The sequence below is a fragment of the Rhizobium sp. A37_96 genome (assembly GCF_053521765.1).
In genome coordinates this window covers 640,692-666,832 of the sequence record NZ_JBNWDS010000002.1, presented here as the reverse complement: position 1 = coordinate 666,832, position 26,141 = coordinate 640,692, and the positions used below count along the sequence as shown (strand labels likewise).

Genomic DNA, 26,141 nt, shown 5'->3' with positions numbered 1-26,141 from the left:
GTTTGCCTGAATTTTTAACGCGTGTTCCTATCAGGTCACGCCCTTGCGGTTAAGTGGAAATCTCGAATGGCGGCTACAAATCAATTCATGGAGCTTGCTTTGACCGAAGCACGCCGCGCCGGAGAGCGCGGCGAAGTGCCGATCGGCGCCGTTCTCGTGTTCGACGGCAAGGTCATCGCCACATCAGGCAACCGCACCCGCGAACTCAACGACGTCACTGCCCATGCCGAAATCGTCGCCATCCGCCTGGCCTGCGAGGAACTGGGGCAGGAGCGTCTTGCAGGCGCCGATCTCTACGTCACGCTGGAACCCTGTACCATGTGCGCCGCGGCCATTTCGTTCGCGCGCATCCGCCGTCTCTACTATGGCGCCGAGGATCCGAAAGGCGGCGGTGTCGACAACGGCGTGCGCTTCTATCGTCAACCGACCTGTCATCATGCGCCGGAGGTCTATTCCGGCTTCGGCGAGACCGCATCCGCCGACATCCTCAGAGGCTTCTTTCAAGCGAAACGCTCCGAGGATTGAAAAAGCGGCGGTTGGGACCGCCGCTTCGAAAACTTCTTATTGGAAGGGCTTCCACCAGCTGCTGTTGTTGGACTGCTGCGCAGCCTCCGCATCCTTCTTGCGCTTCTTTTCCTTCTTCGACTCGGGGGTGCCGAGATCGTTCAAGGCGTTCGGATCGGACACCTGGCGATATCCCTGCGGCGGATCGATGAGGTAGCGGCGCTGGTCGATATAGGTGCCTGCCTGATCCTGGCGCGCGGCGCGATATGCTGCCGTCTGCTGCGCTTCGGTCGTGCGGTTTCTGCTGCTGTCGGCCTGCGCCAGCGGCGAACGATAGTTGACGTCGTTCTTCTTCTGGTCGGCTTCATCGGCGAGGCGCTTGCGCGCGTCTTCCGGCGATTCGAGCCAGGCCGGATTGTCCTTGTTTGCCAGGGACTGCTGCGGCGACGTCAGATTTTCGCGATCCTTGTCGGCGGGCAAGACGAGGCCCGGACGGCTCGGATACTTCACACCCTTTTCCTTCGGCGTCATGGCCGAAACGGAAGCGATATCGCCAAGGTCATCCAGAAGCTGCACGCCTGCCGTCTTGTCGGTGCCGTAAGTCGGGCTGCTAAGGCAACCGGACATCGCGCCGCAGCCAACCACAAGTGCCGCCAAGCTGACGCCGACACGAACCTTATGCATCGCTCTCATGAATACCCTTCCCAGCCATGCCGGAACAAACGTAACAGGACCCCATTTCACGGCAACTGCCGTAAAAATCAGGCCATTTTCAGGCAGCTTTTACCGGATGAACGCCACAAAGGCAATTCACCCGGTAACTTTCTTCAGTTGACAGCCGTCAGTTCGCGCAATGCGGCTGCATCGCGCGCCGAGACGTCGGGGTATTCCGGATCCGCGCCGACATCGGTCGTGATGCGCCAGGACCGGGCACATTTACGGCCTTCGGCAAGCTTCGGAACCACGCTGACCTTGGCGTCGTCGTCGAGGCGGAAGGCATCGACAGGGCCTTGCTCGCCCAGAACGGTGATATCGGAGGTGATGCAGATCTCGGCGAGATCCTGTCCTTCGAGCACCTTCAGCAACTCCGGATCGGCGACGTAAACCACCGGCGCGGCCTCCAGCGAGGAGCCGATGCGCTTGTCCTTGCGTTCGATTTCCAGGGCGCCGGTGACGACGCTGCGCACGGAGCGGATCTTCTTCCACTTTTCGGCCAAGGCTTCGTTCTTCCATTCCGTCGGAACGGTGACGAACTGCTCGAGATGAACCGAAACCGCGGACGGATTGCGCGACAGCCATGCCTCTTCCGTGGTGAACGGCAACATCGGCGCCAGCCACGTCACCATGCAATCGAAGATCGAGCGGATGACGGCAAGCGAAGCGCGGCGGCGCAGGCTCGACGGTGCATCGCAGTAAAGCGCATCCTTGCGGACGTCGAAGTAGAAGGCCGAAAGCTCGACATTGGCGAAATCGATGAGGGCGCGGGCGATGCGCTTGAAATCGAAGGCGTCGTAGCTTTCGCGCACCAGCTCGTCGAGCTCGGCGAGACGATGCAGCATCAGCCGCTCCAGCTCCGGCATATCGGCATAGGCGATGACCTCGCCCTTGTCATGGGCCAGCGTGCCAAGCATCCAGCGGATGGTGTTGCGCAGCTTGCGGTAGGCGTCGACATTGGTCTGGATGATGGCCTTGCCGAGGCGCTGGTCTTCCCAATAGTCCGTGGTCATGACCCAGAGGCGCAGGATATCGGCGCCGGCGTCCTTCATCACGTCCTGCGGGGCGACGACGTTGCCGAGCGACTTCGACTGCTTGCGGCCCTGCTCATCCATGGTGAAGCCATGGGTGACGACCGTGTCGTAGGGCGCGCGGCCACGCGTCGCCGCACTTTCGAGCAGCGACGAATGGAACCAGCCGCGATGCTGGTCGGAGCCCTCGAGATAGACGTCGGCCGGCCACTTCAGGTCCGGGCGGTCCTCCAGCGTGAAGGAATGGGTCGAACCGGAATCGAACCACACGTCGAGAATATCCATGACCTGCGTCCAGGGCTCGTTGGCCTTGTCGCCCAGGAAGCGCTCGCGTGCGCCCTCAGCAAACCAGGCGTCGGCGCCCTCCTGCTCGAAAGCATCGAGGATGCGGGCGTTCACGCCATCATCCTGCAGGATGTTGCCCTGCTCGTCGACGAAGATGCAGATCGGCACGCCCCAGGCGCGCTGGCGCGACAGGACCCAATCCGGGCGCTGCTCGATCATGGCGCGCAGGCGGTTCTGGCCGGCAGCAGGCACGAAGCGTGTATCGTCGATCGCCTTCAGGGCGCGAGACCGCAGCGTCGAGCCATCCGCAAAGTCCTTGTCCATGTAGACGAACCACTGCGGCGTGTTGCGGAAGATGACCGGCTTCTTCGAGCGCCAGGAATGCGGATAGGAATGCTTCAGCCTTCCGCGCGCGAACAGCGTGTTCGTCTCGATTAGCGCCTTGATGACGAGGTCGTTGGCGTTGCCCTTCTTGCCGTTGTCGTCCATGACGCGGCCACCTTCGAAACCGGGGGCATCGGCGGTGTAGAAGCCGGCGTCGTCAACCGGGAACGGGATGGTCGACGAGATTCCGCGCGTTTCGAGCGCGCGGGCATGCGACATCCAGGCGTCAAAGTCCTCGCGGCCGTGGCTGGGCGCGGTGTGCACGAAGCCCGTACCGGCGTCGTCGGTGACGTGATCGCCATCGAGCAGCGGCACCTTGAAGCCGTAGCCGAGCGAAGCCAGCGGATGGGCGCAGGTGAGCGCGGCCAGATCATCGGACGTAACGTCGCCGAGGCGCTTGTACTGAAGCTTCGCCTTGGCGAAGGATTCTTCCGCAAGCTTGTCGGCGAAGATCAGCTTCTCGCCGGGGCGCGGGCCGAAATCGTTGGCGGCTTCCGTCACTTCGTAAAGGCCATAGGCGACGCGCGACGAATAGGCGATCGCGCGGTTGCCGGGGATCGTCCAGGGCGTCGTCGTCCAGATGACGACAAAGGTTCCGGCCAATGCAGCCGGACCTTCGGAGACCGGGAACTTCACCCAGATCATGTCGCTTTCGACATCGGCATATTCGACTTCGGCTTCGGCGAGCGCCGTGCGCTCGACCACCGACCACATGACCGGCTTGGAGCCGCGGTAGAGCTGGCCGGTGCGGGCGATCTTCAACAGCTCGCCGGCGATGCGGGATTCCGCATGGAAGTTCATCGTCAGATAGGGATTGTCGAAATCGCCGGTGATGCCGAGGCGCTTGAATTCCTCGGACTGGATCTTGATCCAGCCGGCGGCAAAGTCACGGCATTCCTGGCGAAACTCGTTCACCGGAACCTCGTCCTTGTTCTTGCCCTTCTCGCGGTATTTTTCCTCGATCTTCCATTCGATCGGCAGGCCGTGGCAGTCCCAGCCCGGAACATAGTTGCTGTCATAGCCGCGCATCTGGAACGAGCGAGTGATGACGTCCTTGAGGATCTTGTTGAGGGCATGGCCGATGTGGATGTGGCCGTTGGCGTAGGGAGGCCCGTCATGCAGCACGAACTTGTCGCGGCCGGCGGCGGAGGCGCGCAGCTTCTTGTAGAGATCCATCTCCTGCCAGCGGCTCACCAGCTCCGGCTCCTTCTGCGGCAACCCGGCGCGCATCGGGAAATCGGTTTCCGGCAGGTAAAGGGTCTTGGAGTAGTCCATCTTTTCAGCGGTATCGGTCATAGTTCTGACAATTGCCTCGGTGTCTCGGGCGTCTTGCGCCGAAGGGGCGCAGCCATATGGGGATTTTTCGGCGGCGGAAAGCGCCTCGGGAACGGGCGCCAAAAACCCGGACCTTCCGGCAGCTTACAGCGCGCGGAAGGCCGGGCCAATAATTCGTATCGATGGGCTCAGCCGAAATTGGGTCATGGTCGCCGGTTCATAGGCGTTTTTTCCAAGGAAAGGAAGAGGAAACAATCCCGGCAAGGCACAGAAAAGCCGCGGACGTTTCCATCCGCGGCCAAAGGTGTTCGGCGGGATCAGGTCCTGGCGACAGCTCTGGCGGGCACCACCAGATTGACGACGACGGCGACGACGATATTGGCGATCAGGGCCAATATGCCGATGTAGACCGTGAACGGCGCTCCGCCCAGGCTGATCGCGTGCAACGGCTTCAGCCCATTGAGCCAGACCAGATAGGTGCCGCCGAAGAAGCCGACGATCCAGCCCGCCAGCAGGCCCGGCGCCTTGAACCAGTTGGAATAAAGGCCGAAGACCAGCGCCGGCAGCGTCTGCAGGATCCAGATGCCGCCGAGCAGCTGCAGATCGAGCGCGAACTGCGTCGGCAGCAGGATGATGACCAGCAGCGCGCCGATCTTGACGACCAGCGACGTCCTCTTGGCCACCTTGTATTCACCTTCGTCGGTCACGTTCGGATTGACGTAGGCCTTCCAGAAATTGCGGGTGAAAAGATTGGCGGCGCCAATGCTCATCACCGCGGCCGGAACCAGCGCGCCGATGGCGATCGCGGCAAAGGCGAAGCCGGCAAACCAGCTCGGGAACAAGGTCTGGAACAGGGCCGGCACCACGTCGTTGGCGCTGTCGAGCTTCAGATGGGCGGCATGACCCATATAGCCGAGCAGGGCCAGAAGGCCGAGCAGCAGCGTATAGGCCGGCAGCAGAATGGCGTTCTTGCGGATTGTGTTGCCGCTGCTGGAGGCGAAGATGCCGGTCAGCGTATGCGGATACATGAAGGCGGCCAGCGCCGAGCCGAGCGCCAGCGTCGCATAGGCGACATACTGATTGCCGGCAAGCACCAGGCTTCCTGCTCCCTTGGCCTGGAAATCCGCATCGGCCGCGGCAAAGACGTTGGCATAGCCGCCGAGCTTCGTCGGAATGAGGGCGATGGCGGCAATCACCACGATATAGATCATGATGTCCTTGACGAAGGCGATCAGAGCCGGAGCGCGCAGACCGGCCGAGTAGGTATAGAGCGCCAGGATGATGAAGGCGACCGCCAGCGGCAGCTCCCCATGCAGGCCGAGGGACTTGAAAACGGCCGTCATGCCGACGAGCTGGAGCGCGATATAGGGCATGGTGGCGATGACGCCGGTCAGCGCGATCGCCAGTTCCAGCGCGCGGGAACCATACTGGCCATGCACGACGTCGGCCGCGGTCACGTAGCCATTCTCCTTCGCCCGCTTCCAGAGCACCGGCATGACCATGAAGACGAAGGGATAGACCACGATCGTATAGGGCAGCGCGAAGAAGCCGTAGGCGCCGACCGTATAGACCAGGGCCGGCACGGCGATCACGGTATAGGCCGTGTAGAAATCGCCGCCGACGAGGAACCAGGTGATCCAGGTGCCGAACTTGCGGCCTCCAAGGCCCCATTCGTCGATATGGGCGAGGTTTTCCGGCCGGCGCCAGCGCGCGGCGACGAACCCCATCACCGTGACGAGGGCAAAGAAGAAGATGAAAATGGCAAGGGCTGTCGGATCGATCTCAGTCGTCATGGCGCATGCTCCGATAGGCGATCCACGTCAGGATGGCTGTGATCGGCACCCAGGCCAGCTGATACCAGTAGAAGAATGGAAATCCGAGCAAGACCGGATCGTGGCTGTTATAAAAGGGGACCCAAAGCAAACCAATATAAGGAATGACGAGCAGCCAGCAGGCCGCCGTTCCGAAACGTTTATCCATCTCGTGCGCCTTTCGGAAAGCGGGCGCGGCGACTCGCGCCCTGCCATATGAGCATTGCAGCATCCTTCTACCCGCTCAAGGCAAAAAGATACTGCACTGCCGCAATCCCTGCGCGCAGTCCGGCTGATAAAATCAGGTGAAGGCGATGACGCGGTCGAGCTCGCCGAGCGGCTGGACGCCGGCGAGCAGCGCGCGCGCCTCATCCTCGTCCTTGCGGATCTGCGCAACCAGCGGATCGAGACCATCGAACTTCAGTTCGGGGCGGAGATAGCCGAAGAAGGAAACCGAACAGATCTGGCCATAGAGATCGCCGCTGAAATCGAAGACGAAGGTCTCGAGCAGCGGGGCTCCATTGTCGGTCACCGTCGGACGACGGCCGTAGCTGGCGACCGCGTCCCGGATGGCACCATCGGCCGTGCGGAAGCGCACGGCATAGATGCCGGCCCTCAGCGATATTTCCGGCGGAAGCTGCATGTTTGCCGTGGGGAAGCCGAGCGTGCGGCCGAGCTTTTCGCCGCCGATGACCGGAGCCTGAACGGTATAGCGATAGCCGAGCAGGCCGGCGGCCTGCGCCACCTCGCCTTCGGCCAGCAGCGAGCGGATACGGCTCGACGAGATGACCTCGGTGTTTTCGTCGCGGAAGGCATCGATCAGCGTTACGCCGAAGCCATTGTGGCTGCCGGCATTCATGAGGAAGGCCGGGCCGCCCTGGCGATCGTGACCGAAATGGAAATCGAAGCCGGTGACGACTTCGGAGGCATGCAGCCAGTCGATTAGGATCGAATGGACGAATTCATCCGCCGAACGCTGCGAGAAGGCGCGGTCAAAGGGATATTCGATGACGGCGTTGAAACCGAGCGCTTCCAGCAAGCGTGCGCGCAGCGGCGCGGGAGTGAGGCGGAAGACCGGTTGATCCGGCTTGAATACGGTGCGCGGATGCGGCTCGAAGGTCAGCACCAGAGCGGGAACGCCGCGTTCCCTGGCGATCTCCAATGCACGCTTCAATACGGACTGATGGCCGCGATGCACGCCGTCGAAATTGCCGATGGCGACCACGCCGCCCTTCAGGGCATCGGGAAGCGGTTCGCGGGTTTCGTTGCGATGGAAAACGGTCATCGTCTACCACTCTCCTCAGACAAGGCGGGGCATCCACCACTTCGGCGAAGCCTGCTCGCGTGCCAGGAAGGCGCCGAGCGCGGCTTCATCCGTATGCCCTTCGACGACATATTCGCGAGCGTGGATGCCATGGCTGATATAAAGAAGATCGAGGCCATAATCGAGCGCACCGCGCACATCGGTCGGCATGCCGTCGCCGATCGCCACCACGCGCGACAGGGGAAATTCGCTCTTCACCTCGCGCGCTGCGGCAAGTGCGGCATCATAGATCGGCTGGTGCGGCTTGCCGGCGATGCGCGTCTGACCGCCGAGGCGTTCGTAGTAAGCGGCCATGGCGCCGGCGCAGGGGATCATGCGGTGGCCGCGCTCGACCACGAGATCGGGATTGGCACAGATCAGCGGCACGTTGCGGGCCGACCAGGCTGTCAGCATATCGGTATAGTCTTCGGGCGTTTCGGTCTCGTCATCGAAGAAACCGGTGCAGACGATGCTTTCCGCCTCGCCGGCTTCTACACGCTGCACGTCGAGCCCCTCGAGGATGCCGATGTCGCGCTCCGGGCCGAGCAGGAAGACCTTCTTCGGCCCCTCGGCGATCAGCCTGCGCGTCACATCGCCCGAGGTGATGATGCGATCATAGACGCTATCGGGAACTCCGATCGCCCGCAGCTGCTCGACAACCTTCGGCGCGACGCGCGGGGAGTTGGTGATGAGGACGACGGCCACGCCTTCGGCGCGGGCCGCCTCAAGGGCGATCGAGGCTTCCTCATAGGCAGTGACGCCGTTGTGAAGCACGCCCCAGACGTCGCAGAGCGCCACATCATAAAGTCCGCCGATCTCGCGAAAGCTTTCGATCCGTTTGCCCATGCCGTCCTCGCATCAAATAAATCACGGGCTGACATCGCAAACCGGCCGGCAAATTACAAGAGCGGCGGCCAAGGTTTTTGCGGCGCACAAGGCTCAACCGGCAAGTCGCAGCAACGAGCCGACGGCGGCAGATACGGCGAGCACGGTGGCAACGCCGGCGCGCTGGCGAAAGACGAGCACCGCCGCCAGCAGGAAGAGCAGGAAGGCCGAGACGTCGAGGCTGCTCCAGTCCGGCCACGCCATGCCGGCGATCGGCAAATCGACGAATTCGCCGCCTTGCAGCCCGACACGACGGCTCAGCAGCACCAGCCGCTCGACATTCGCGAACAGCACATGCAGCCCGAACCAGATCGACAGATTGGCCATGACGCCGACGATGGCTGCGGTTATGGCGGCGAGCGCCGCGGAAAGTCCGGCGTGGCCACGCAGTCTTTCGATATAGGGCGCACCGGCGAAGATAAACAGGAAGCTCGGCACGAAGGTTGCCCATGCCGCCAGGCTTGCCCCGACAACGCCGCCGAACAGCGGAGCGAAACCGAACGGATTGCGGAAGCCCGCCATGAAGCCGACGAAGCACAGGACCAGAACGAGCGGCCCGGGCGTCGTCTCGGCAAGCGCGAGGCCATCCAGCATCTCGCCCGGCTTCAGCCATGCATAGTGCTGCACCGCCGTCTGCGCCACATAGGCGAGAACGGCATAGGCGCCGCCGAAGGTCACGACAGCCATGCGCGAGAAGAAGGAGAAGATGGCGCCGAACACGCTCGCCTGCCCGCTGAGCGTTTCCGCCACGATATCCGGCGGACCACGCAAGCCATGCACCAACAGCAACGGCGCCTGCCAGATCAGTATCCAGCCCAGGATCGTCAGGACGGACCTGCGAAGCCGAGGGCTCGCAAGCCAGCCGAAGCGAAGCTCCGATGCCGGCTGGAGCGACAATCGCGGCCGCCATCGCTCCCGGTGCCATGCCCGATGGAGAACCTGCCCGTAGCCCGCCAGACCGGCCAGCAAGACGACCAGCGGGAACGGCAGGTCGAAAACGAAGAGACAAACGAAGCTGGCAATCGCCATCCCTATGTGAAACCGGCTCCTGAGCGCGCGATTGCTCAACCGGATCAAAGCCTGAAGCACGATCGCCAGCACACCCACCTTGATACCGAAGAAGACGGTGGCGAGCAGGCCGGTATCATGGAAAAGCGCATAGAAGGCGGAAAGCGCGAGAATGACGGCGAAGCCCGGCAGGATGAAGAGCAGACCCGCGATCAATCCGCCACGCCAGCCATGCAGCAGCCAGCCTATATAGGTCGCGAGCTGCTGCGCTTCGGGACCGGGCAGAAGCATGCAATAGCTCAAGGCATGAAGAAAACGCTCTTCGTCGACCCAGCGCTTCTCCTCCACGATCATTCGATGCATGAGAGCGATCTGCCCGGCCGGGCCGCCGAAGCTCAGCAAGCCTATCCTGGTCCAGACACCCGTGGCTTCGGAAAGCGACGGTTTTCCGGCAAGATCGAAGGCCGAAACGGAACCGTCCTGCCCGTTTCCTTCCTCTGCGATCCGCAAAGCTGCCACTCCCCATGCTTGTCGGCGGATCGCGCCGGACATAATCTTGTCGCTTCCCTGCTCTAAGCCAGCTGCGAGCGATATCGGCCGACGATATGCCCAGGCCAGGCCCGCGGCCATTAATCATCTGCGAAACAAGCGGATGGGCGCCGCAAAAAATTCACAGTGCCGTCCTTGACTCGTCCTGAAGCCACCCCTAAATCACGGTCGCTGGCACTCGCCGAGGCTGAGTGCTAACAATAGCCCATACGGATCCCCCGCAGATCCGTGAATGTCATTTGATCGAGGGATTAGACAATGGCAAGCACCAATTTCCGCCCCCTTCATGACCGTGTCGTCGTTCGTCGCGTCGAGTCGGAAGAAAAGACCAAGGGTGGCATCATCATTCCCGATACCGCCAAGGAAAAGCCGCAGGAAGGCGAAATCGTCGCCGTCGGTTCCGGCGCTCGCGATGAATCCGGCAAGGTCGTGGCACTCGACGTCAAGGTTGGCGATCGCGTTCTGTTCGGCAAGTGGTCCGGCACCGAAGTAAAGCTCAACGGCGAAGACCTTCTGATCATGAAGGAAGCCGACATCATGGGCATCATCGGCTAATTTAGCCGGTTCCCTTTCCGATACAGCTGACGGGCCTTAAAGCCCGGAAAACGCGAATTCAGGAGTTTCAAACATGGCAGCTAAAGAAGTAAAATTCGGCCGCAGCGCCCGCGAAAAGATGCTTCGTGGCGTCGACATCCTCGCTGACGCAGTGAAGGTCACGCTCGGCCCGAAGGGTCGTAATGTCGTTATCGACAAGTCCTTCGGCGCTCCGCGCATCACCAAGGACGGCGTCACCGTCGCCAAGGAAATCGAACTCGAAGACAAGTTCGAAAACATGGGCGCCCAGATGGTCCGCGAAGTTGCTTCGAAGACCAACGACATCGCCGGCGACGGCACCACGACCGCAACGGTTCTCGCCCAGGCCATCGTTCGCGAAGGCGCCAAGGCTGTTGCAGCCGGCATGAACCCGATGGACCTGAAGCGCGGCATCGATCTCGCCGTTGCCGAAGTCGTCAAGGATCTCCAGGCCAAGGCCAAGAAGATCAACACGTCGGAAGAAGTCGCTCAGGTCGGCACGATCTCGGCAAACGGCGAAAAGCAGATCGGTCTCGATATTGCTGAAGCCATGCAGAAGGTCGGCAACGAAGGCGTCATCACGGTTGAAGAAGCCAAGACCGCCGAAACCGAACTCGAAGTCGTCGAAGGCATGCAGTTCGACCGCGGCTACCTCAGCCCCTACTTCGTGACCAACCCGGAAAAGATGATCGCCGACCTCGAAGACGCGTTCATCCTGCTCCACGAGAAGAAGCTCTCGAACCTGCAGGCCATGCTTCCGGTTCTCGAAGCCGTCGTTCAGACCGGCAAGCCGCTCCTCATCATCGCTGAAGACGTCGAAGGCGAAGCTCTTGCTACGCTCGTCGTCAACAAGCTGCGCGGCGGCCTGAAGATCGCTGCCGTCAAGGCTCCGGGCTTCGGCGATCGCCGCAAGGCCATGCTGGAAGACATCGCCATCCTGACGGGCGGCACTGTCATCTCCGAAGACCTCGGCATCAAGCTCGAGTCGGTTACGCTCGACATGCTCGGCCGTTCCAAGAAGGTTTCGATCTCCAAGGAAAACACCACGATCGTCGACGGCGCCGGCGCCAAGTCCGACATCGAAGGCCGCGTTGCCCAGATCAAGGCCCAGATCGAAGAAACCACTTCCGACTACGACCGCGAGAAGCTGCAGGAACGTCTTGCCAAGCTCGCTGGCGGCGTTGCCGTTATCCGCGTTGGCGGCTCGACGGAAGTCGAAGTGAAGGAAAAGAAGGACCGCATCGACGACGCTCTCAACGCGACGCGCGCTGCTGTTCAGGAAGGCATCGTACCGGGCGGCGGTACCGCTCTGCTGCGTTCTTCCACGAAGATCACCGTCAAGGGTGAGAACGACGACCAGGAAGCCGGTGTCAACATCGTTCGCCGCGCTCTGCAGGCTCCTTGCCGCCAGATCGCTGAAAACGCTGGTGATGAAGCCTCCATCGTTGTCGGCAAGATCCTCGACAAGAACGAAGACAACTGGGGCTACAACGCTCAGACGGGCGTCTACGGCGACATGATCGCCATGGGCATCGTCGACCCGGTCAAGGTCGTTCGCACGGCTCTGCAGGACGCAGCTTCGGTTGCCTCGCTGCTGATCACCACCGAAGCCATGATCGCCGAGCTGCCGAAGAAGGACGCTCCGGCTATGCCGGGCGGCATGGGCGGCATGGGCGGCATGGACATGATGTGATAGGGCCTTAGCCTTATTACGACTGTTCAATCCGGCATCCGGAATTGATGAAGGGCGGCCCTCGGGCCGCCCTTTTTAATTGTGCAGAAATGGTACAACCGCAACTGCACGCAAGTTTTCGTGATGTTGCAAATTTTGCAACTTGCCCATTGCTGTTTTCAAAAAAGCCCCTATAACTCCCAGCGCAGCGATTTTGGAGAGTTAGCTGCAATACACGTAATTTTTACTTCTTTTGGACACGCTTAACCTGCGGCTTGGCATGATCATGACCTTGGGCATCGGCGCTATCCGGATTTATTACTTGAAATGACTTCATAGACTGGAGCGCCACCCCGAAAGCATCGTCGACAGCGGATCAGCAGAGCTACGGCTCCGCGTTTTCGTGGCGGCGGAACATGCAGGGAGACCTTCCATCCGAAGATATAAGGAATTCGAGTGAAGCGCGCGGGGGGGCCATGCGCTCATGTGGGGATTATCTTGTTCAAGATTGCCAAGGCCAATTTTTCCGTACCCTTCGCACCCGGCTCGCTGGAGTTCGACGGCAATGATCCCGACTTCCTGGCGCAGTTCTGCATTTCCGAGGGTTGGACCGGCGATCTTTCCAGCGGCATCATCAAGCTCGGACGTGGAGCACGATGCTGCATGGCCTGAATGCGTCGGAATGCGGCCTATTGAGCCTGATGCATTGTTACGACATGCACGATCGGGTGCGTATTCTCGATCTTTTCGAACAGGCGGCGGCCGCCAATTCCTGCTTTTGCTATTCCACGACGACGCTTGGCGCCAACGGCCACCGCCAGCCGATCGTTTGCGTCGGTGAATCCGTTGCCGCCGACAAGCAGCACGTCGGCAGCATGGTCGGCGTCTTCCTGTTTCCCCGCTTCAAGCTGGAACCGGGCAGCCAGATCGCCATCCGGCAGTAGGCCGAACCGCGATAACGGCGGCCCGAGCCGCCGCCAACACGCCATGGCACCTTCAATCACGCTTCGGAATATTGAGGCCGCGCTGGCTTGCCGGGCGCGCCAGAGCACGGTCCAGCCAGGCCATGACTAAGGGGAAGCTTTCGAGTTCGAGAGCCTCCCTGCCGCCATAGAAGACGTCGACACCGCGGACCCAGGGGAACGTCGTGATGTCGGCAATGGTATACTCTTCTCCCATGATCCACTGACGCCCCGCCAGGCGGCTTTCGAGCACGCTCAACAAGCGCTTGGCTTCGTCGCGATAGCGCTCGACCGGATAGGGGTTGTTGGCGACCTTCTCGGCAGCGAATTTGAAGAAATGACCGAACTGGCCGAACATCGGCCCGACGCCGGCCATCTGGAAAAAGACCCATTCCAGCGTCTCGTAACGCCCGGCGGCATCGCCGGGAATGAGCTTGCCGGTCTTCTCCGCGAGATAGACCAGGATCGCGCCCGATTCGAACAGGCCGATCGGCTTCCCATCGGGGCCGTTGGGATCGATGATCGCCGGGATGCGGCCGTTCGGATTGAGCGAAACGAATTCGGGCGATTTCTGATCGTTGGTGCCGAAGGAGATCAGGTGCGGCTCGTAGGGCAGACCGAGTTCTTCCAGCGCGATCGATACTTTCACGCCGTTCGGCGTCGGCAGCGAATAGAGCTGGATGATGTCAGGATTGCTGGCGGGCCAGCGTTGCGTGATCGGAAAGGACGACAGATCGGCCATGGTCTTGCTCCTGAAGGCTATGATTTGGCGATTGAATTGGCGTCACCATAACCGATACGGCCCATATGGGAAGAGCGATCGCAGCGCATCACTGTTCAATATTTGTGAACTAATTGTGCGCAGTTGTTTATCTTTTCAATTGCCTGAAAATCACGAATATCTGGCTCCAGAAATTGTCGCCACTCGATCCGAACCGAATTCACTGGAGATCGTCATGTCCAATACCAATAATGTCATCATCCTTGTGGCGCGCATCCTGCTCGCCTTCATGTTCATCTTCGCCGGCTTCGGCAAGCTGACCGACCCGGCAAGCACCGCCGGCATGATCGCCGGCGCCGGCCTGCCCGCCTCGACGCTGCTGACCTACGCCGCCGGCGCTTTTGAGTTCATCACCGGCGTCTGCGTGCTGATCGGCTTCCAGGTCCGCATCGTCGGCTGGCTGCTTGCCGCATTCTGCGTCTTCACCGGCGTCGTCTTCCACCTGCCGACCGTCAACGTTCCGGACTTCCCGGCTGCGGCCAACGGCTGGATCAACGGCCTGAACTTCGTCAACTTCCTGAAGAACATCACGCTTGCCGGCGCCTACATCATGCTCGCCATCAACGGCGCAGGCGTCTACTCGGTCGACGCACGCCGCGGCGCTTACGCAGCCGCCTGATCGACGGATACCCCCGAAGGCAAAAGGCCCGCCGATATCCCGGCGGGCCTTTTTGCGTGAATAACGGAACCGAGAAATCAGAGCGCGTTGCGCACGGCCGAAACGATGCGCTGGACCATCGGGTCGCCGTCGTGGCTCTGCTTGCGGGCGCGCACCAGGCAAGCTTCCGAGCGCAGGATGATGCCATCCGACAGGATCTTCAGATGGTTCGCCCGCAGGGTCGAGCCGGTGGAGGTGATGTCGACGATGATATCGGCGGAGCCCGCAGCCGGCGCCCCTTCGGTGGCGCCGAGGCTTTCGACGATGCGATAGAGCTGGATGCCGTGCTGGCTGGAGAAGAACTGCTGCGTCAGCCGCCAGTATTTCGTGGCGACGGTCAGTCTGTGGCCATGACGGGTGCGAAAATCGGCAGCGACGTCGCCGAGGTCGGCCATGGTATCGACATCGAGCCAGATCTCCGGCACCGCGACGACGACATCGGCATGGCCGAAGCCGAGCCTTGCGCAGAATTCGACGCGGCGGTCGGCCTCCGCCATGCCCTCGCGCACGAGGTCTTCGCCGGTAATGCCGAAATCGACGCTGCCATTGCCGATCTCGCGCGAGATTTCCGAGGCCGACAGGAAAGCAATCTCGACGCCATCCCAGCCTTCGACGCGGCCGCGATAGGAGCGGTCATTGCCGACGGCGACGATGGGCATGCCGGCCCGCTCGAAGACGGCCGCGCAATCGTCCTTCATCCGGCCCTTGGAGGGCAGCGCTATGGTGATGGTCATCGGGCAGCCCTCGCGGTTTCGATGCGATCGAGCCAGAGCGCGAAGCCGACGGCAGGAATACGGTCCCTGGCGCCGAGCAGGGTCATCAGCCGGTCGAAGCGGCCGCCGCCGGCCAGCACCGCGCTCGATCCTTCCACCGTCACCTCGAAGACGAGGCCGGTATAATAGTCGAGCGGGCGGCCGAAGGCGGCGCGATAGTCGATCTTGGAGGCATCGACGCCGGCTTTGGCCAATGCCGCGACCCGCGCATCGAAGCTTTCCAGGGCGCTGCCCAGCTTCAGGCCCGCGGCATCGGCAAAGCCTGCCAGTGCGGCAGAGGCGTCCGCCAGGGGCACGCTCAGGGACAGAAACTCCTCCAGCACGAGGAAGGCGGCGTCATCGAGCCGCGTTTCCGACAGGACCAGCTTCTCGCGGAGACGACGGGCGATTTCCTGCGGCGAGCGGCTGGCGTTGGTGGAATAGCCAGTTGCCTGCATGGTGGCGTCGATGTGCTTGACCAGCCCCTGTTCGTCGCCGCGGTTGAGAAAATCAAGAACATGCGCATCGAGGCCGGTGACCGGCTGCGGGCTTGCCAGACGCGCCAGAAGGGTTTCGAGCTGCATCATGTTGCCGAAGGCGTGGATCAGCCGCTTCTGCCAGCCGGACGGCAGCCCCAGTGCCTGGACGACTGCTTCGAACACGGCCTGATCGCCCAGCGTCACGGAAAGCGGTTTTCCCGGGACGAGCCGGTTCAGGATGCCGATGGCGTCGCCGATGGCGCGGGCGTCGGCGCTTGCCGTATCGCCGTCGCCCAGATCCTCGATGCCGGCCTGATAGAACTCATGGCCTCCTTCGCGGCGCTGGCGAAAGATCTCGCCGAGATAGGAATAGCGCTTCGGCGTGCCGGTGGCGGTTTCGATATGGCGCAGGCAGACCGGGATGGTGAATTCCGGGCGCAGGCAGAGGCTGGCGCCGGTCTCGCTTTCGGTCATGAAGATGCGGCGGCGAAGATCCTCGCCGGCCATGTCGAGAAAGGGCTCGGCCGGCTGGATGATGGGCGTATCCACCCTCTCCGTCCGGCGGCCGATAAACTCGTCCAGCAGATCGCCGGCAAAATCCGGGAGGTTGATCAGGGGCATGGGATCAGACCTCTACCAGAGTCCCTCATCCGGCCTGTCGGCCACCTTCTCCCCGTTTGGACGGGGAGAAGGGGATGGGCGCGCTTTCCGTCATCCCGAACCTTTGCGAGAATCGATGGGCTACGGCGAAAAAGGTCGTTCCCACTCCCCGCCAGCGGGGAGTGGGCTAGGGTGAGGGGCAAAGCCACGCACTCAGACATTCCCGAGCGCCCTCTTCCGGTCTTCCGCCTGTGCCGCCAGTATTTCCAGTACCTTGGCGACCAATTCTGCCTCCGGCACGACATCCTGCGCAACGCGGGCCTCGCGCCAGCTGGCATTGTCCTCGATCTCGCCGGAGAGGCGCTTGCCCTCGATCAGGTCCTTGAGCTGGACGACACCTTGGGCGCGCTCGTCGCCACCCTGGATGATGGCGATCGGGCAGCCGCGGCGATCGGCATATTTCAGCTGGTTGCCGAACTTCTTCCAGTTGCCCTGGAACATTTCCGCACGGATGCCGGCAGCGCGCAATTGCTGCGTGAAGCGCTGGTAGCGCCCCATGGCGTCGACATCGCCGTCCATGACGGTGACGAGGACCGGCTCGATCACCTCTTCCACGCCAAGCTTGCCGAGGTTCTTCAGCGCCGTCATCAGGCGCGAGACGCCGATGGAGAAGCCGGTGGCCGGCACAGGCTGGCCCATGAAGCGCGAGACGAGCCCGTCGTAACGACCGCCGCCGCCGACCGAGCCGAAGACGACCTTTTCGCCCTTCTCGTTGGTGACGTCGAACAGCAGTTCCGCCTCGTAGACCGGGCCGGTGTAATATTCGAGGCCACGCACGACCGACGGATCGATCTTGATGCGATCCGCCTGGTAGCCGGCGCTGGTGACGAGGCTGCCGATGAAATTCAGCTCGTCGACGCCCTCGACACCCTTGGACGTGCCGGCAACCAGCTCGGCGAGCCGGACGGCATTTTCGGCATAGTCCTTGATGCCGACGAGGAAGAGCACCTTGTCGATCTGATCGGCGTCGAGGCCGGCGCCCTTGGTGAAGTCGCCGGACTCGTCCTTGCGGCCGGGGCCGAGCAGCAGCGCCACCCCTTGCGGACCGAACTTATCGAGCTTGTCGATGGCGCGCAGCACGTTGAGCCGCTGGGCGGCCTTGTCATCGCCGCCGAGGCCGATCGCCTCCAGAACGCCGTCGAGAACCTTGCGGTTGTTGACGCGGATCACATAGTCGCCGCGCTTGATGCCGAGGGCTTCAAGCGTATCGGCCATCATCATGCACATCTCGGCATCGGCCTGCACGCCCGGCGCGCCGACGGTATCGGCATCGAACTGCATGAACTGGCGGAAGCGGCCCGGGCCCGGCTTCTCGTTGCGGAAGACGTAGCCGGCGCGATAGGTGCGGTAGGGTAGCTGGATCTCGTTGAAATTCTCGGCGACATGGCGGGCCAGCGGCGCCGTCAGATCGTAGCGCAGCGACATCCACTGCTCGTCGTCGTCCTGAAGCGAGAACACGCCTTCGTTCGGCCGGTCGCTGTCGGGCAGGAACTTGCCGAGCGCATCGGTATATTCGAACAGCGGCGTTTCGACGGGATCGAAACCATAATGCTCATAAACTGCCCGGATCTTTGCGGTCATCTCGTTGACGGCGCGAATATCGCTGGCCGAACGATCGACAAAGCCACGCGGCAGGCGGGCCTTGAGCTTCTGCGGTTTCTTTTGTTTGTCGCTCATCTGTAGGGTAATCCGGTACGGGAACAGTGGCGGTTAACTAGCGGATTGGGCGGAATGCGGCAAGGATTGTTATATGTTAGCGACCGACAAAACCGACAAAAGCCAGCGAAGGCGGCATAGAGACCATGCCATATGCGATCGTTTTGAAATGCACTGATAGCAGCGCCGCTCCGGTTTTGAATCTCTGGCAGGAGGCCAGCAGGTTCGAAACCTCTCCGTCGATGCAGGCTTTGAACTATCCGCCGCATCTGACGCTGGCCGTCTATCAGGACATCGCCTTGCCCTCACTGTTCGCCGCGGCACGGAACGTCTTCGACAAGATGCCGCCCCTGTCGATCGAATTTTCCGGTATCGGCCATTTTCCAAACGAGATGCTGGTGCTTTGGGCACGCCCCGCGAACGATCGCGTCTTGAGGCGGATACACAGCGCCATTCACGATGAGATCGACCCTGCCCTTTGCCACGAGCATTCCCGTCCGGATCGCTGGCAGCCGCATTGCACCATTGCAATGAAAATTCCCGCCGGCGCCACGGAGGAGGCGTTGAAATGGGCGGCGGGAACGCCGGCGCGATTTACGCTCGCCTTCGACGCGGTGGATTGCCTGAGCTTTCCTCCGGTTGAAATCTTGCAAGAAGTCAAACTGCTGCCCTGATCGGCCGCCAGTGTCCAGACGACGCAGTTTGCACTTGCCTTCGCGGGCTGCGCGGCTAGGTTTCTTTTCATGCGCTTGCTTGCGATCCTGACAATGCTGGTTGCCTGGTTGCTCTACGGTGCCATGCCGGCGCTGGCGAATTGTCCTGTCTGCGATTCCGCCGCGGCGATGCCTGCGACTGCGACCATGAACATGCATCAAGGCATGGCGGATATGCCCGGAATGGCTGGCCATGGCGATATGGCCGAACATCGGGGGAAGAAGCCGGAAAACCCCTGTGCCGGCGGGATGGCGCATGTGGCCTCCTGCGCTGCCTGTCTCGCCTTGACGCCGGCACTTACTGCGGCAGGCGGCAAGCAAACATTCTCCTATCCGGCGCCCATGCAGGGGCAACATCTTGCCGGCTCGCGTCCGCAGCCGATGGCACCCCCTCCCCGTTTCGCCTGAGGATTATTTGCATCCATCCAGCGAGCGGCCTCCCGCTCGGATTCAGATACCGTCCAGAAATGGAAAGGATACCCATGTCTAGTTCTAAATCGCTGATCATCGCCGGCCTATTTGCCTTCAGCCTCACCCTTCCTGCCTTGGCCGACGACATGTCGGGCATGGATATGAGCAAGCCGATGGGCGACCAGGGCGCTTCGAGCAAGGCTTACAACGATGCCATGAGCAAGATGCACAAGGACATGATGCTCACCTACAGCGGCGATGCCGACGCCGATTTCGTCCGCGGCATGATCCCGCACCATCAAGGCGCGATCGACATGGCCAAGATCGAGCTGAAATATGGCAAGGACCCCGAACTGCGCAAACTGGCCCAAGGCGTCATCACCGCGCAGGAAGCCGAGATCAAGGAGATGAAAGCCTGGCTGAAGAAGCACGGCAAGTAATTCATCGAAAGACGAGAGGCGGCGTCTGCGTCGCCTCTCTCACCGCCCGGAAACGGCCGGGAGAAGAGCCTGTCCTGCCGGTCTGAAACGGCGCTGTATTGGCAAGGCAGAGCCGTGTATTCGCCGAGGCGCCCGCATCCGGGACGGCCCCAATTGTCATACGCTCAATCCATGACCTCGGGCAGGCGCGCGGCCAGCAGGTCGATCACTGCGCGCATCTTCAATGAAAGCTGCGGCGTCTGCGGCCAGACGGCATAGACGTTGACCTCGCGGCTGGAAACAGTCTTCAGCGCCGGCGCGAGCGTGCCGGCGGCCACGTAGTCGCGCACCAGCCAGCAGGGCAGCCACGCGATTCCCATTCCCGATGCCGCCGCGTCCGCGATGACCTCCAGATCGTCAAGGCGCAGCCGCGTCTCCGGAAAATAATCGACCGCCGTGCCGTCATTCTCCAGCAGAGCCCATCTCTTCGTCTCGCCCGATCTCGCATAGACGATCAGGTCGTGACCATCGAGATCGGCAATGGTTCGCGGCGCACCTCTCGCGGCAAGATAATCCAGCGATGCGCACAGCATCATGCGATGAATGGCGATCTTGCGCGCGGCGAGGCCGGCTTCGTCGCGCAGCACGCCGTTGCGGATGGCAAGATCGAAACCTTCGTCGAAAAGATCGACCACGCGATCGCTGAAGGAGAGATCCAGTTCGAGCTTGGGGTGCATGCGGGCAAGCTCCAGCAGCAGCGGCGCCGCGCAGCGCCGGCCGAAGAGCACAGGCATGGAGATGCGCAGGCGTCCCGTAACCTCGCGTTTGCCCGATTCCAGCATGGCCTCGCCCGATTGTATCTCGTCCAGCGCCCGGCGGCAGCGCTCGTAGAAGGCCTGACCTTCGTCCGTCAGGCTCTGCATGCGGGTGGTGCGGTGAAACAGGCGCACGTTCAGACGCCTCTCCAGCTTCGCGATGGTCTTGCCGATCGCCGAGCGCGACAGGTTCAGGCGTGCCGCCGCCGACGAAAAACCGCCGGCCTCGACCGCCTCTACAAATTCCGGAATGCCGCTGAACATGTCATTCATGACGATTGCTTCCTTCGGGGAACCAGTTAGCGGAAATAATATCGCCACTGGCGATGCGGAGGCAACGATATAGTGGGCCCATTGCTTCCTATTCCTCTCAGGAGATCATGATGACGCAAACCATGAAGCGTTGGACCCTCGATACGATCGCCGTCGGCGCTCCCTTGAACCTTACGGAAACGGCGGTTCCCACGCCTGCGCGCGGCGAAGTCCTCGTGCGGGTCAAGGCCGCCTCGCTGAATTATCGCGACAAGCTCGTTCGCGAGACCGGCATGGGGCTGCCGATCCAGTTTCCCTTCGTTCCGGCCTCCGACATGGCAGGCCTGGTCGAAGCGGTGGGAGACGATGTCACCAGATTTTCGGTCGGCGATCGGGTCATTTCCACTTTCCATCCCGGCTGGATCGACGGCAAGCCGCTCGGCGACGCTCGAAACCCTCCCTACAAGACGCTAGGCGGGATCTATCCGGGCGTGCTCTCCGAATATATCGCCATGCCGCAGGATTGGTTCGTGCCGGCGCCGAAGAGCCTCGATTATGCCGAGGCAAGCACGCTGCCCTGCGCCGGCCTGACGGCATGGTTCGCGCTGGTCGAGCGCGGCAAGATCAAGCCAGGTGACAGCGTATTGGTGCAGGGAACCGGCGGCGTGGCGCTGTTCGGCCTGCAGATCGCCGCCGCGCAGGGAGCCGAGGTCTTCGTAACCTCATCGGGACCGGAAAAGCTTGCGCGGGCCAAGGCGCTCGGTGCCCATCACGGCATCGACCGCAACAAAAGCGACTGGGTGGAGGAGGTCTATCGCCTTACCAACGATCGCGGCATCGACCACATTTTCGAAATCGCCGGCGGGCCGAACTTCGCCCAGTCGCTGAAGGCGGTGGCGCCTCATGGCCGGATTTCCGTCATCGGTGTCCTCGAGGGCTTCGACATCACCGGCCCGTCGGCGCCGCTGCTGCTGAAATCGCCGGTCGTGCAGGGCATCGGCGTCGGCCATCGCCGCGCGCTGGAAGATTTCGTACACGCGGTCGACGGCATCGGCCTGAAGCCCGTCATCGACCACCGCTATGCGCTCGACGAGGTTCCGGCGGCCTTCGACCATCTCGATCGCGGCCCCTTCGGCAAGATCGTCATCGAGCTCTGATAGCAGCCGGGCCGCCACGACGAGCGGCGGCCCGGCCTTTGCATGACATCAGGCCTTCGGCTCGAACGGCTGCGGCACACGCTGGGCGCCCTGGCGGGCCAGCATCCAGCCGGGATATTCGGCCGGAAGCGCGCTGACCTGATCCAGCTTCGCGATGTCGTCGCCATCGAGCTTCAGCTTGACGGCGGCGAGATTCTGATCGAGCTGGTCGAGACGCTTGGCGCCGATGATGATGCTGGTGACGAAGGGCTTCGCCAGGATCCAGGCCAGCGCCACGGTGGCGACGTTTGAGCCGTGCTTTTCCGCCACTTCGCGCATGGCCGCGACGCAGGCCCACGCACGGTCCTTATCGACGGGCGGGAAATCGAAGCTCGCGCGACGACCCTCGCCATTGCCGGGTGCGCCCGGACCGTACTTGCCAGACAGCAGGCCGCCGGCGAGCGGCGACCAGACCATGAGGCCGAGCTTTTCCTCCGCCATCAGCGGCACGATATCGCGTTCCAGATCGCGGCCGGCGATGGAGTAATAGGCCTGCACCGTTTCGAAGCGGGCAAAGCCGCGGCGTTCGGAAATGCCCAGCGCCTTGGCGATGCGCCAGGCCTGCCAGTTGGAAACGCCAACATAGCGCACCAGACCGCGCGAAACGAGATCGTCCATGGCCCGCAGCGTCTCTTCGATGGGCGTTACGGTGTCCGTGGCATGGATCTGATAAAGGTCGATATGATCGGTCTGCAGGCGATCGAGGCTTGCCTGCACGGAGTCCATGATATGGCCGCGAGACGCGCCGCGGTCGTTCGGCTTGTCGCCCATGACGCCATAGACCTTGGTGGCGATGACGACATCCTTGCGGGGAACGCCGAGGTTCTTCAGGGCCTGGCCGAGCAGCTTTTCGGAGTTGCCGAAGGAATAGACGTCGGCGGTGTCGATGAAGTTGACGCCGGCGGCAAGCGAGCTTTCGACGATCTTATCGGCCGTGGCCTGGTCGACGTCGGCGATGGCCCCCCATGGGCTGCCGGGATTGGCTTCGCCGAAGGTCATCGTGCCCAGGCAGAGTTCGGAAACGAACAGGCCGGTATTGCCGAGTTGATTGTAACGCATAGGAAAAATTCCCTTTTGGTCAGCCGGAAGAATGCTTCCGGCCGGTGGACTCTTATTCTCTTGGCTATAATTTGGCCTCGGCACGGCAGCCGCTGTCGGCGCCACCGCGGAGAGGTCATAAGACAGTCGTCGAGACGCGGCTCTGGCTCCGCGTCGATCGAGACAACAACGACATAATGCACCGAAATCCGATTTCAACGCGAGACCCATGATCGATCACGATGCGGTTACCGGTGCCTGCTCTTGCTTCCGCTTCGTTGCGGGATAGACTCGGGGCTTTATGTCATGCGCAGAACGGACATACCGATGACGCAACGCCCCCTGACCACGATCGGCTTCGACGCCGACGACACGCTATGGCAGAACGAGCAATTCTACCGGCTGACGGAACTGCAGTTTACCACCCTTCTCACCGATCACGCCGCCAGCGACGTCATTACCGCGCGGCTGCTGGAGGCGGAGAAACGCAACCTCCGCCACTATGGCTTCGGCATCAAAGGCTTCACGCTCTCGATGATCGAGACGGCCATCGAGATCACCGAAGGAAACGTGCCTGCCAACGTCATCGCGCAGATTCTCGATATAGGCCGCGATCTTCTCGCCCATCCCGTCGAAACCCTGCCGCACGTCCGCCAGACGCTGGAGGCGCTCTCGGGCAAATACCTGCTGGTGCTGATTACCAAGGGCGATCTCTTCGACCAGGAGCGCAAGCTTGCCCAGTCCGGGCTCGGCGATCTCTTCGATGCGGTCGAAATCGTCTCGGACAAGAACGCCTCCACCTATCGCCGCATCTTCTCCAAGGTGGGCGATGGGCCGGAACGGGCGATGATGATCGGTAATTCGCTGAAATCGGACATCGTGCCGGCGCTGGCCGCCGGAAGCTACGGCGTCTTCGTGCCGCACGAGCTGACCTGGTCGTTCGAACATGTCGAGGAGCCGACCGAAGCGCCGCGTTTCCGCAATATCGGCCATCTCGGCGAGCTGTACAGCGTGATCGAGGCGCTCTCGTAAGCCCTATTGCCCCTGCTTCGAACGCGGCGGGAAGAGCATCGGCCCCTGGTCCTTCTGCTGGTCGGCAGGCGCCTGCTGCGCGGCCGGCGGATTGGGGTCGATAAGGATCTCGTAAGGGGCGCCGAGACCGCGGCGACGGGTGACGCGCGAATAATACGGCTTGATCAGCCAGGTCGTATCCTCGTTGACGGTGACATCGGCCGTATTGCCATCCTCATCCGTGCCGAAGAAGGATTCGTCATCGTTCGAGGAAAGATCGAAGATCGCCATATAGGCGTATTTGCTTTTGGAGCTGAAGGTGACCCGCACATGCTGGCCCTTCTTGAGCGGCAGCGTATAGACCTTGCCCTTGCCGAACTTCGTCCAGCCCGTCAGCTTCTCGAGAACGGCCGGAAAGCCGATCTTCTCGATTTTCTCGCCGCGGTCGAGCTGCGGCAGCTGCTGTTGCTGTGTGTCGCTTTGAGCCTGGGCGGCCGCGGTGCCGAACAGTACGAGCGTCGCCAATGAAAAGCCGAGAAGCGCGCCTCTCATGGCCGCACCAATGCGCAGCGCATCGCCTCCACCTCTTTCCGGCAATAGCAGCCTTCGATGTGATCGTTGACGAGGCCCATGGCCTGCATGAATGCATAGACGGTGGTCGGGCCGACGAACGTCCAGCCGCGCTTCTTCAAATCCTTCGAGATCCGCACGGAGACGGGCGTCGTCGGGTTGGCGCGCAGATGCGCAAGGTCGAGGATCTCGGGCCGTTCGGCAGCAGCCGGCTCATAGCTCCAGAAATAGCGGGCAAGCGATCCGAATTCGTCACGCAGCGCGATAGCCCTCCGGGCATTGTTGATGGTCGAGACGATCTTGCCGCGATGGCGGATGATGCCGGCGTCGCCGACACAGCGCTCGATATCCGCCTCATCGAACCTGGCGACCTTCTCGAAATCGAAGCCGGCAAAGGCGGCGCGGAAATTCTCGCGCTTGCGCAGGATGGTCAGCCAGGAGAGGCCCGACTGAAAGCCCTCCAGGCAGATCTTCTCGAAGAGCCTGATGTCGTCGACGACCGGACGGCCCCATTCCTCGTCATGGTAGCGCTGGTATTCCGGCAGGTTGCCGTGCCAGAAGCAACGGTCCCTGCCGTCTTCCCCGGTGATGATGCCCGTTTCGGCCATTTTTGCGATTCGTCCCCTATTTCGGCGTGCGCTACCGGAAACCGGTATGCAGATATCGGATAAAACCAGATCAATCAAACGCTTAAAATCATAGGCGCATTTGGGCGATCGCGCATTCCGATTCCAGATTTACCACTTGCAAACCATCTTTCCAAACCAGGCGGTAACCCTGACAAAGCTTTATCGGCTTCGCGGCATTTTGATGAATAGATGTTTACCATTCGCTCGCGTGCAAGTGGCACCATGGTTTCGACCGGGTGCTGTCGCACCCATCCTCGGCCCATGTGTAGAGAGTTTGTCCGATGATGAAACATGCCATTTTCTGTGCCGCCGGCGCTCTGAGCCTGCTTGCCTCCACCGCCTTTGCCAACGACCGCTATCAGTCGCGGCCGCCCGTCATCGTCAGCCCCGACTTGACCGCTCCCTGGGTGACGCAGCTTGGCGGCGGCAGCGTACAGCCGGTCGTCTACCCCCGCCCGATGGCGCGGCGCGTGGCCGATCCCAGAATGGAACAGCAGGCCAATCCGCAAGTGCGCCAGGTGGTTCAGCCGCGCGGCCTGTTTTCGCGCCCGATCGTTCAGCAGGTCGCCGTCGTCCGTCCGCAATATCCGGCCATCCGCGGCCAGCTCGATCCGCAGTTCCTGCCTCAGGTGGTCGACTACCAGACCAAGGAAAAGCCCGGCACCATCGTCATCGATACCAACAACCGCTTCCTCTATCTGGTGATGGACGGCGGCAAGGCGCGGCGCTATGGTGTCGGCGTCGGCAAGCCCGGTTTCGAATGGGCCGGTGCCCATACCGTGACCCGCAAGCAGGAATGGCCGGACTGGACGCCACCTGCCGAAATGGTCTCCCGCGAAGCCGCCAAGGGTCACTATCTCCCGGCTCACATGGAAGGCGGCGAAGCCAATCCGCTCGGCGCCCGCGCCATGTATCTCGGCTCCACGCTCTATCGCATCCACGGCACCAACGCGCCCTGGACGATCGGCAACGCCGTCTCCTCCGGCTGCATCCGCCTGCGCAACGAGGATGTCACCGACCTCTACAACCGCGTAAAGGTCGGCACCCGCGTCATCGTGATGTGATTTGCAAGCAAATCGAAAGAGGCGCGGCGAGCATTGGCGATCAAAGCCTACGAGCCGCCGCGCCTTCGATTGGACGCTCAG

Annotated in this window: 25 protein-coding genes and 1 pseudogene; 11 read left to right on the top strand and 15 right to left on the bottom strand. The window is 62.0% G+C overall.

Features of this window, described 5'->3' with window-relative positions:
* The first annotated feature begins 66 nt into the window (after positions 1 to 66).
* Positions 67 to 525 (top strand): nucleoside deaminase, encoded by a 459-nt coding sequence (locus tag ACQZ6J_RS09680; RefSeq protein WP_163984575.1) that lies wholly within the window; start codon positions 67 to 69, stop codon positions 523 to 525.
* Between the two features lie 36 nt (positions 526 to 561).
* Here the strand turns inward: ACQZ6J_RS09680 and ACQZ6J_RS09675 are convergent, their stop codons facing one another.
* The 7 genes from ACQZ6J_RS09675 to chrA form a co-directional block, all read right to left on the bottom strand.
* Positions 562 to 1,197: a hypothetical protein gene (locus ACQZ6J_RS09675; protein WP_163984576.1), complete on the bottom strand. Its 636-nt coding sequence runs from the start codon at positions 1,195 to 1,197 to the stop codon at positions 562 to 564.
* Between the two features lie 134 nt (positions 1,198 to 1,331).
* Complete coding sequence (ileS, locus tag ACQZ6J_RS09670; protein ID WP_449083636.1) at positions 1,332 to 4,214, bottom strand: isoleucine--tRNA ligase; 2,883 nt, start codon at positions 4,212 to 4,214, stop codon at positions 1,332 to 1,334.
* 296 nt (positions 4,215 to 4,510) lie between these two features.
* Positions 4,511 to 5,986, bottom strand: coding sequence for a monocarboxylate uptake permease MctP (gene mctP / locus ACQZ6J_RS09665; protein WP_163984578.1), 1,476 nt, complete (start codon positions 5,984 to 5,986; stop codon positions 4,511 to 4,513).
* Positions 5,976 to 6,173 (bottom strand): DUF3311 domain-containing protein, encoded by a 198-nt coding sequence (locus ACQZ6J_RS09660; protein WP_047627888.1) that lies wholly within the window; start codon positions 6,171 to 6,173, stop codon positions 5,976 to 5,978. The genes mctP and ACQZ6J_RS09660 overlap by 11 nt, the downstream gene beginning before the upstream one ends.
* A 132-nt stretch (positions 6,174 to 6,305) precedes the next feature.
* A complete protein-coding gene (locus tag ACQZ6J_RS09655; RefSeq protein WP_449083633.1) occupies positions 6,306 to 7,289 on the bottom strand; it encodes a bifunctional riboflavin kinase/FAD synthetase in 984 nt (327 codons plus the stop codon).
* A 15-nt stretch (positions 7,290 to 7,304) separates the two neighbouring features.
* Positions 7,305 to 8,153 (bottom strand): TIGR01459 family HAD-type hydrolase, encoded by an 849-nt coding sequence (locus ACQZ6J_RS09650; RefSeq protein ID WP_449083631.1) that lies wholly within the window; start codon positions 8,151 to 8,153, stop codon positions 7,305 to 7,307.
* A gap of 93 nt (positions 8,154 to 8,246) precedes the next feature.
* Complete coding sequence (gene chrA, locus ACQZ6J_RS09645) at positions 8,247 to 9,704, bottom strand: chromate efflux transporter (protein WP_449084159.1); 1,458 nt, start codon at positions 9,702 to 9,704, stop codon at positions 8,247 to 8,249.
* A gap of 303 nt (positions 9,705 to 10,007) precedes the next feature.
* Here chrA and groES point away from each other — a divergent pair, with 303 nt between their 5' ends.
* From groES to ACQZ6J_RS09630, 3 genes and pseudogenes are all read left to right on the top strand, one after another.
* Positions 10,008 to 10,304: a co-chaperone GroES gene (groES, locus tag ACQZ6J_RS09640; protein ID WP_004109735.1), complete on the top strand. Its 297-nt coding sequence runs from the start codon at positions 10,008 to 10,010 to the stop codon at positions 10,302 to 10,304.
* Positions 10,305 to 10,377: 73 nt separating this feature from the next.
* Positions 10,378 to 12,015, top strand: a complete 1,638-nt coding sequence (groL, locus tag ACQZ6J_RS09635; RefSeq protein ID WP_163984582.1) for a chaperonin GroEL — start codon at positions 10,378 to 10,380, stop codon at positions 12,013 to 12,015.
* Between the two features lie 477 nt (positions 12,016 to 12,492).
* Positions 12,493 to 12,938 (top strand): annotated as a pseudogene (locus ACQZ6J_RS09630) (hypothetical protein).
* Between the two features lie 52 nt (positions 12,939 to 12,990).
* Here the strand turns inward: ACQZ6J_RS09630 and ACQZ6J_RS09625 are convergent.
* Positions 12,991 to 13,698 carry a glutathione binding-like protein gene (locus ACQZ6J_RS09625; protein ID WP_449083629.1) on the bottom strand — a complete coding sequence of 236 codons (708 nt, stop codon included), beginning with the start codon at positions 13,696 to 13,698 and terminating at the stop codon, positions 12,991 to 12,993.
* A 214-nt stretch (positions 13,699 to 13,912) separates the two neighbouring features.
* Between ACQZ6J_RS09625 and ACQZ6J_RS09620 the strand changes: the two genes are divergently transcribed.
* Positions 13,913 to 14,356: a DoxX family protein gene (locus ACQZ6J_RS09620; RefSeq protein ID WP_163984584.1), complete on the top strand. Its 444-nt coding sequence runs from the start codon at positions 13,913 to 13,915 to the stop codon at positions 14,354 to 14,356.
* Positions 14,357 to 14,433: 77 nt separating this feature from the next.
* On the opposite strand, the gene hisG is transcribed toward ACQZ6J_RS09620, so the two are convergent.
* The 3 genes from hisG to hisS form a co-directional block, all read right to left on the bottom strand.
* The gene (gene hisG / locus ACQZ6J_RS09615; RefSeq protein WP_449083626.1) at positions 14,434 to 15,129 is read right to left on the bottom strand and encodes an ATP phosphoribosyltransferase; all 696 of its coding nucleotides are present in this window, start codon (positions 15,127 to 15,129) and stop codon (positions 14,434 to 14,436) included.
* Positions 15,126 to 16,247 (bottom strand): ATP phosphoribosyltransferase regulatory subunit, encoded by a 1,122-nt coding sequence (locus tag ACQZ6J_RS09610; RefSeq protein WP_449083624.1) that lies wholly within the window; start codon positions 16,245 to 16,247, stop codon positions 15,126 to 15,128. The genes hisG and ACQZ6J_RS09610 overlap by 4 nt, the downstream gene beginning before the upstream one ends.
* 192 nt (positions 16,248 to 16,439) lie before the next feature.
* Positions 16,440 to 17,963, bottom strand: coding sequence for a histidine--tRNA ligase (gene hisS / locus ACQZ6J_RS09605; protein WP_449083622.1), 1,524 nt, complete (start codon positions 17,961 to 17,963; stop codon positions 16,440 to 16,442).
* 125 nt (positions 17,964 to 18,088) lie between these two features.
* Here hisS and ACQZ6J_RS09600 point away from each other — a divergent pair, with 125 nt between their 5' ends.
* From ACQZ6J_RS09600 to copM, 3 genes are all read left to right on the top strand, one after another.
* The gene (locus ACQZ6J_RS09600; protein ID WP_449083620.1) at positions 18,089 to 18,616 is read left to right on the top strand and encodes a 2'-5' RNA ligase family protein; all 528 of its coding nucleotides are present in this window, start codon (positions 18,089 to 18,091) and stop codon (positions 18,614 to 18,616) included.
* Between the two features lie 69 nt (positions 18,617 to 18,685).
* Complete coding sequence (locus ACQZ6J_RS09595) at positions 18,686 to 19,063, top strand: hypothetical protein (protein WP_449083618.1); 378 nt, start codon at positions 18,686 to 18,688, stop codon at positions 19,061 to 19,063.
* A 74-nt stretch (positions 19,064 to 19,137) separates the two neighbouring features.
* Positions 19,138 to 19,506 carry a CopM family metallochaperone gene (gene copM, locus ACQZ6J_RS09590; RefSeq protein ID WP_449083616.1) on the top strand — a complete coding sequence of 123 codons (369 nt, stop codon included), beginning with the start codon at positions 19,138 to 19,140 and terminating at the stop codon, positions 19,504 to 19,506.
* 164 nt (positions 19,507 to 19,670) lie between these two features.
* On the opposite strand, the gene ACQZ6J_RS09585 is transcribed toward copM, so the two are convergent.
* Complete coding sequence (locus ACQZ6J_RS09585) at positions 19,671 to 20,573, bottom strand: LysR family transcriptional regulator (RefSeq protein WP_449083614.1); 903 nt, start codon at positions 20,571 to 20,573, stop codon at positions 19,671 to 19,673.
* Positions 20,574 to 20,683: 110 nt separating this feature from the next.
* On the opposite strand from ACQZ6J_RS09585, the gene ACQZ6J_RS09580 reads away from it, so the two are divergent.
* Positions 20,684 to 21,709, top strand: a complete 1,026-nt coding sequence (locus ACQZ6J_RS09580; RefSeq protein WP_449083612.1) for a zinc-dependent alcohol dehydrogenase family protein — start codon at positions 20,684 to 20,686, stop codon at positions 21,707 to 21,709.
* A 48-nt stretch (positions 21,710 to 21,757) separates the two neighbouring features.
* On the opposite strand, the gene ACQZ6J_RS09575 is transcribed toward ACQZ6J_RS09580, so the two are convergent.
* Positions 21,758 to 22,807: an aldo/keto reductase gene (locus tag ACQZ6J_RS09575; protein WP_449083610.1), complete on the bottom strand. Its 1,050-nt coding sequence runs from the start codon at positions 22,805 to 22,807 to the stop codon at positions 21,758 to 21,760.
* Positions 22,808 to 23,113: 306 nt separating this feature from the next.
* On the opposite strand from ACQZ6J_RS09575, the gene ACQZ6J_RS09570 reads away from it, so the two are divergent.
* Positions 23,114 to 23,818 carry an HAD family hydrolase gene (locus ACQZ6J_RS09570; RefSeq protein WP_449083608.1) on the top strand — a complete coding sequence of 235 codons (705 nt, stop codon included), beginning with the start codon at positions 23,114 to 23,116 and terminating at the stop codon, positions 23,816 to 23,818.
* A 3-nt stretch (positions 23,819 to 23,821) separates the two neighbouring features.
* Here the strand turns inward: ACQZ6J_RS09570 and ACQZ6J_RS09565 are convergent, their stop codons facing one another.
* Together ACQZ6J_RS09565 and ACQZ6J_RS09560 are read right to left on the bottom strand one after the other, a co-directional pair.
* Positions 23,822 to 24,349: a hypothetical protein gene (locus ACQZ6J_RS09565; protein ID WP_449083606.1), complete on the bottom strand. Its 528-nt coding sequence runs from the start codon at positions 24,347 to 24,349 to the stop codon at positions 23,822 to 23,824.
* Complete coding sequence (locus tag ACQZ6J_RS09560; RefSeq protein ID WP_449083604.1) at positions 24,346 to 24,975, bottom strand: DNA-3-methyladenine glycosylase I; 630 nt, start codon at positions 24,973 to 24,975, stop codon at positions 24,346 to 24,348. The genes ACQZ6J_RS09565 and ACQZ6J_RS09560 overlap by 4 nt, the downstream gene beginning before the upstream one ends.
* 302 nt (positions 24,976 to 25,277) lie before the next feature.
* Here ACQZ6J_RS09560 and ACQZ6J_RS09555 point away from each other — a divergent pair, with 302 nt between their 5' ends.
* The gene (locus tag ACQZ6J_RS09555) at positions 25,278 to 26,060 is read left to right on the top strand and encodes a L,D-transpeptidase (RefSeq protein ID WP_449083602.1); all 783 of its coding nucleotides are present in this window, start codon (positions 25,278 to 25,280) and stop codon (positions 26,058 to 26,060) included.
* Positions 26,061 to 26,141: the final 81 nt, after the last annotated feature.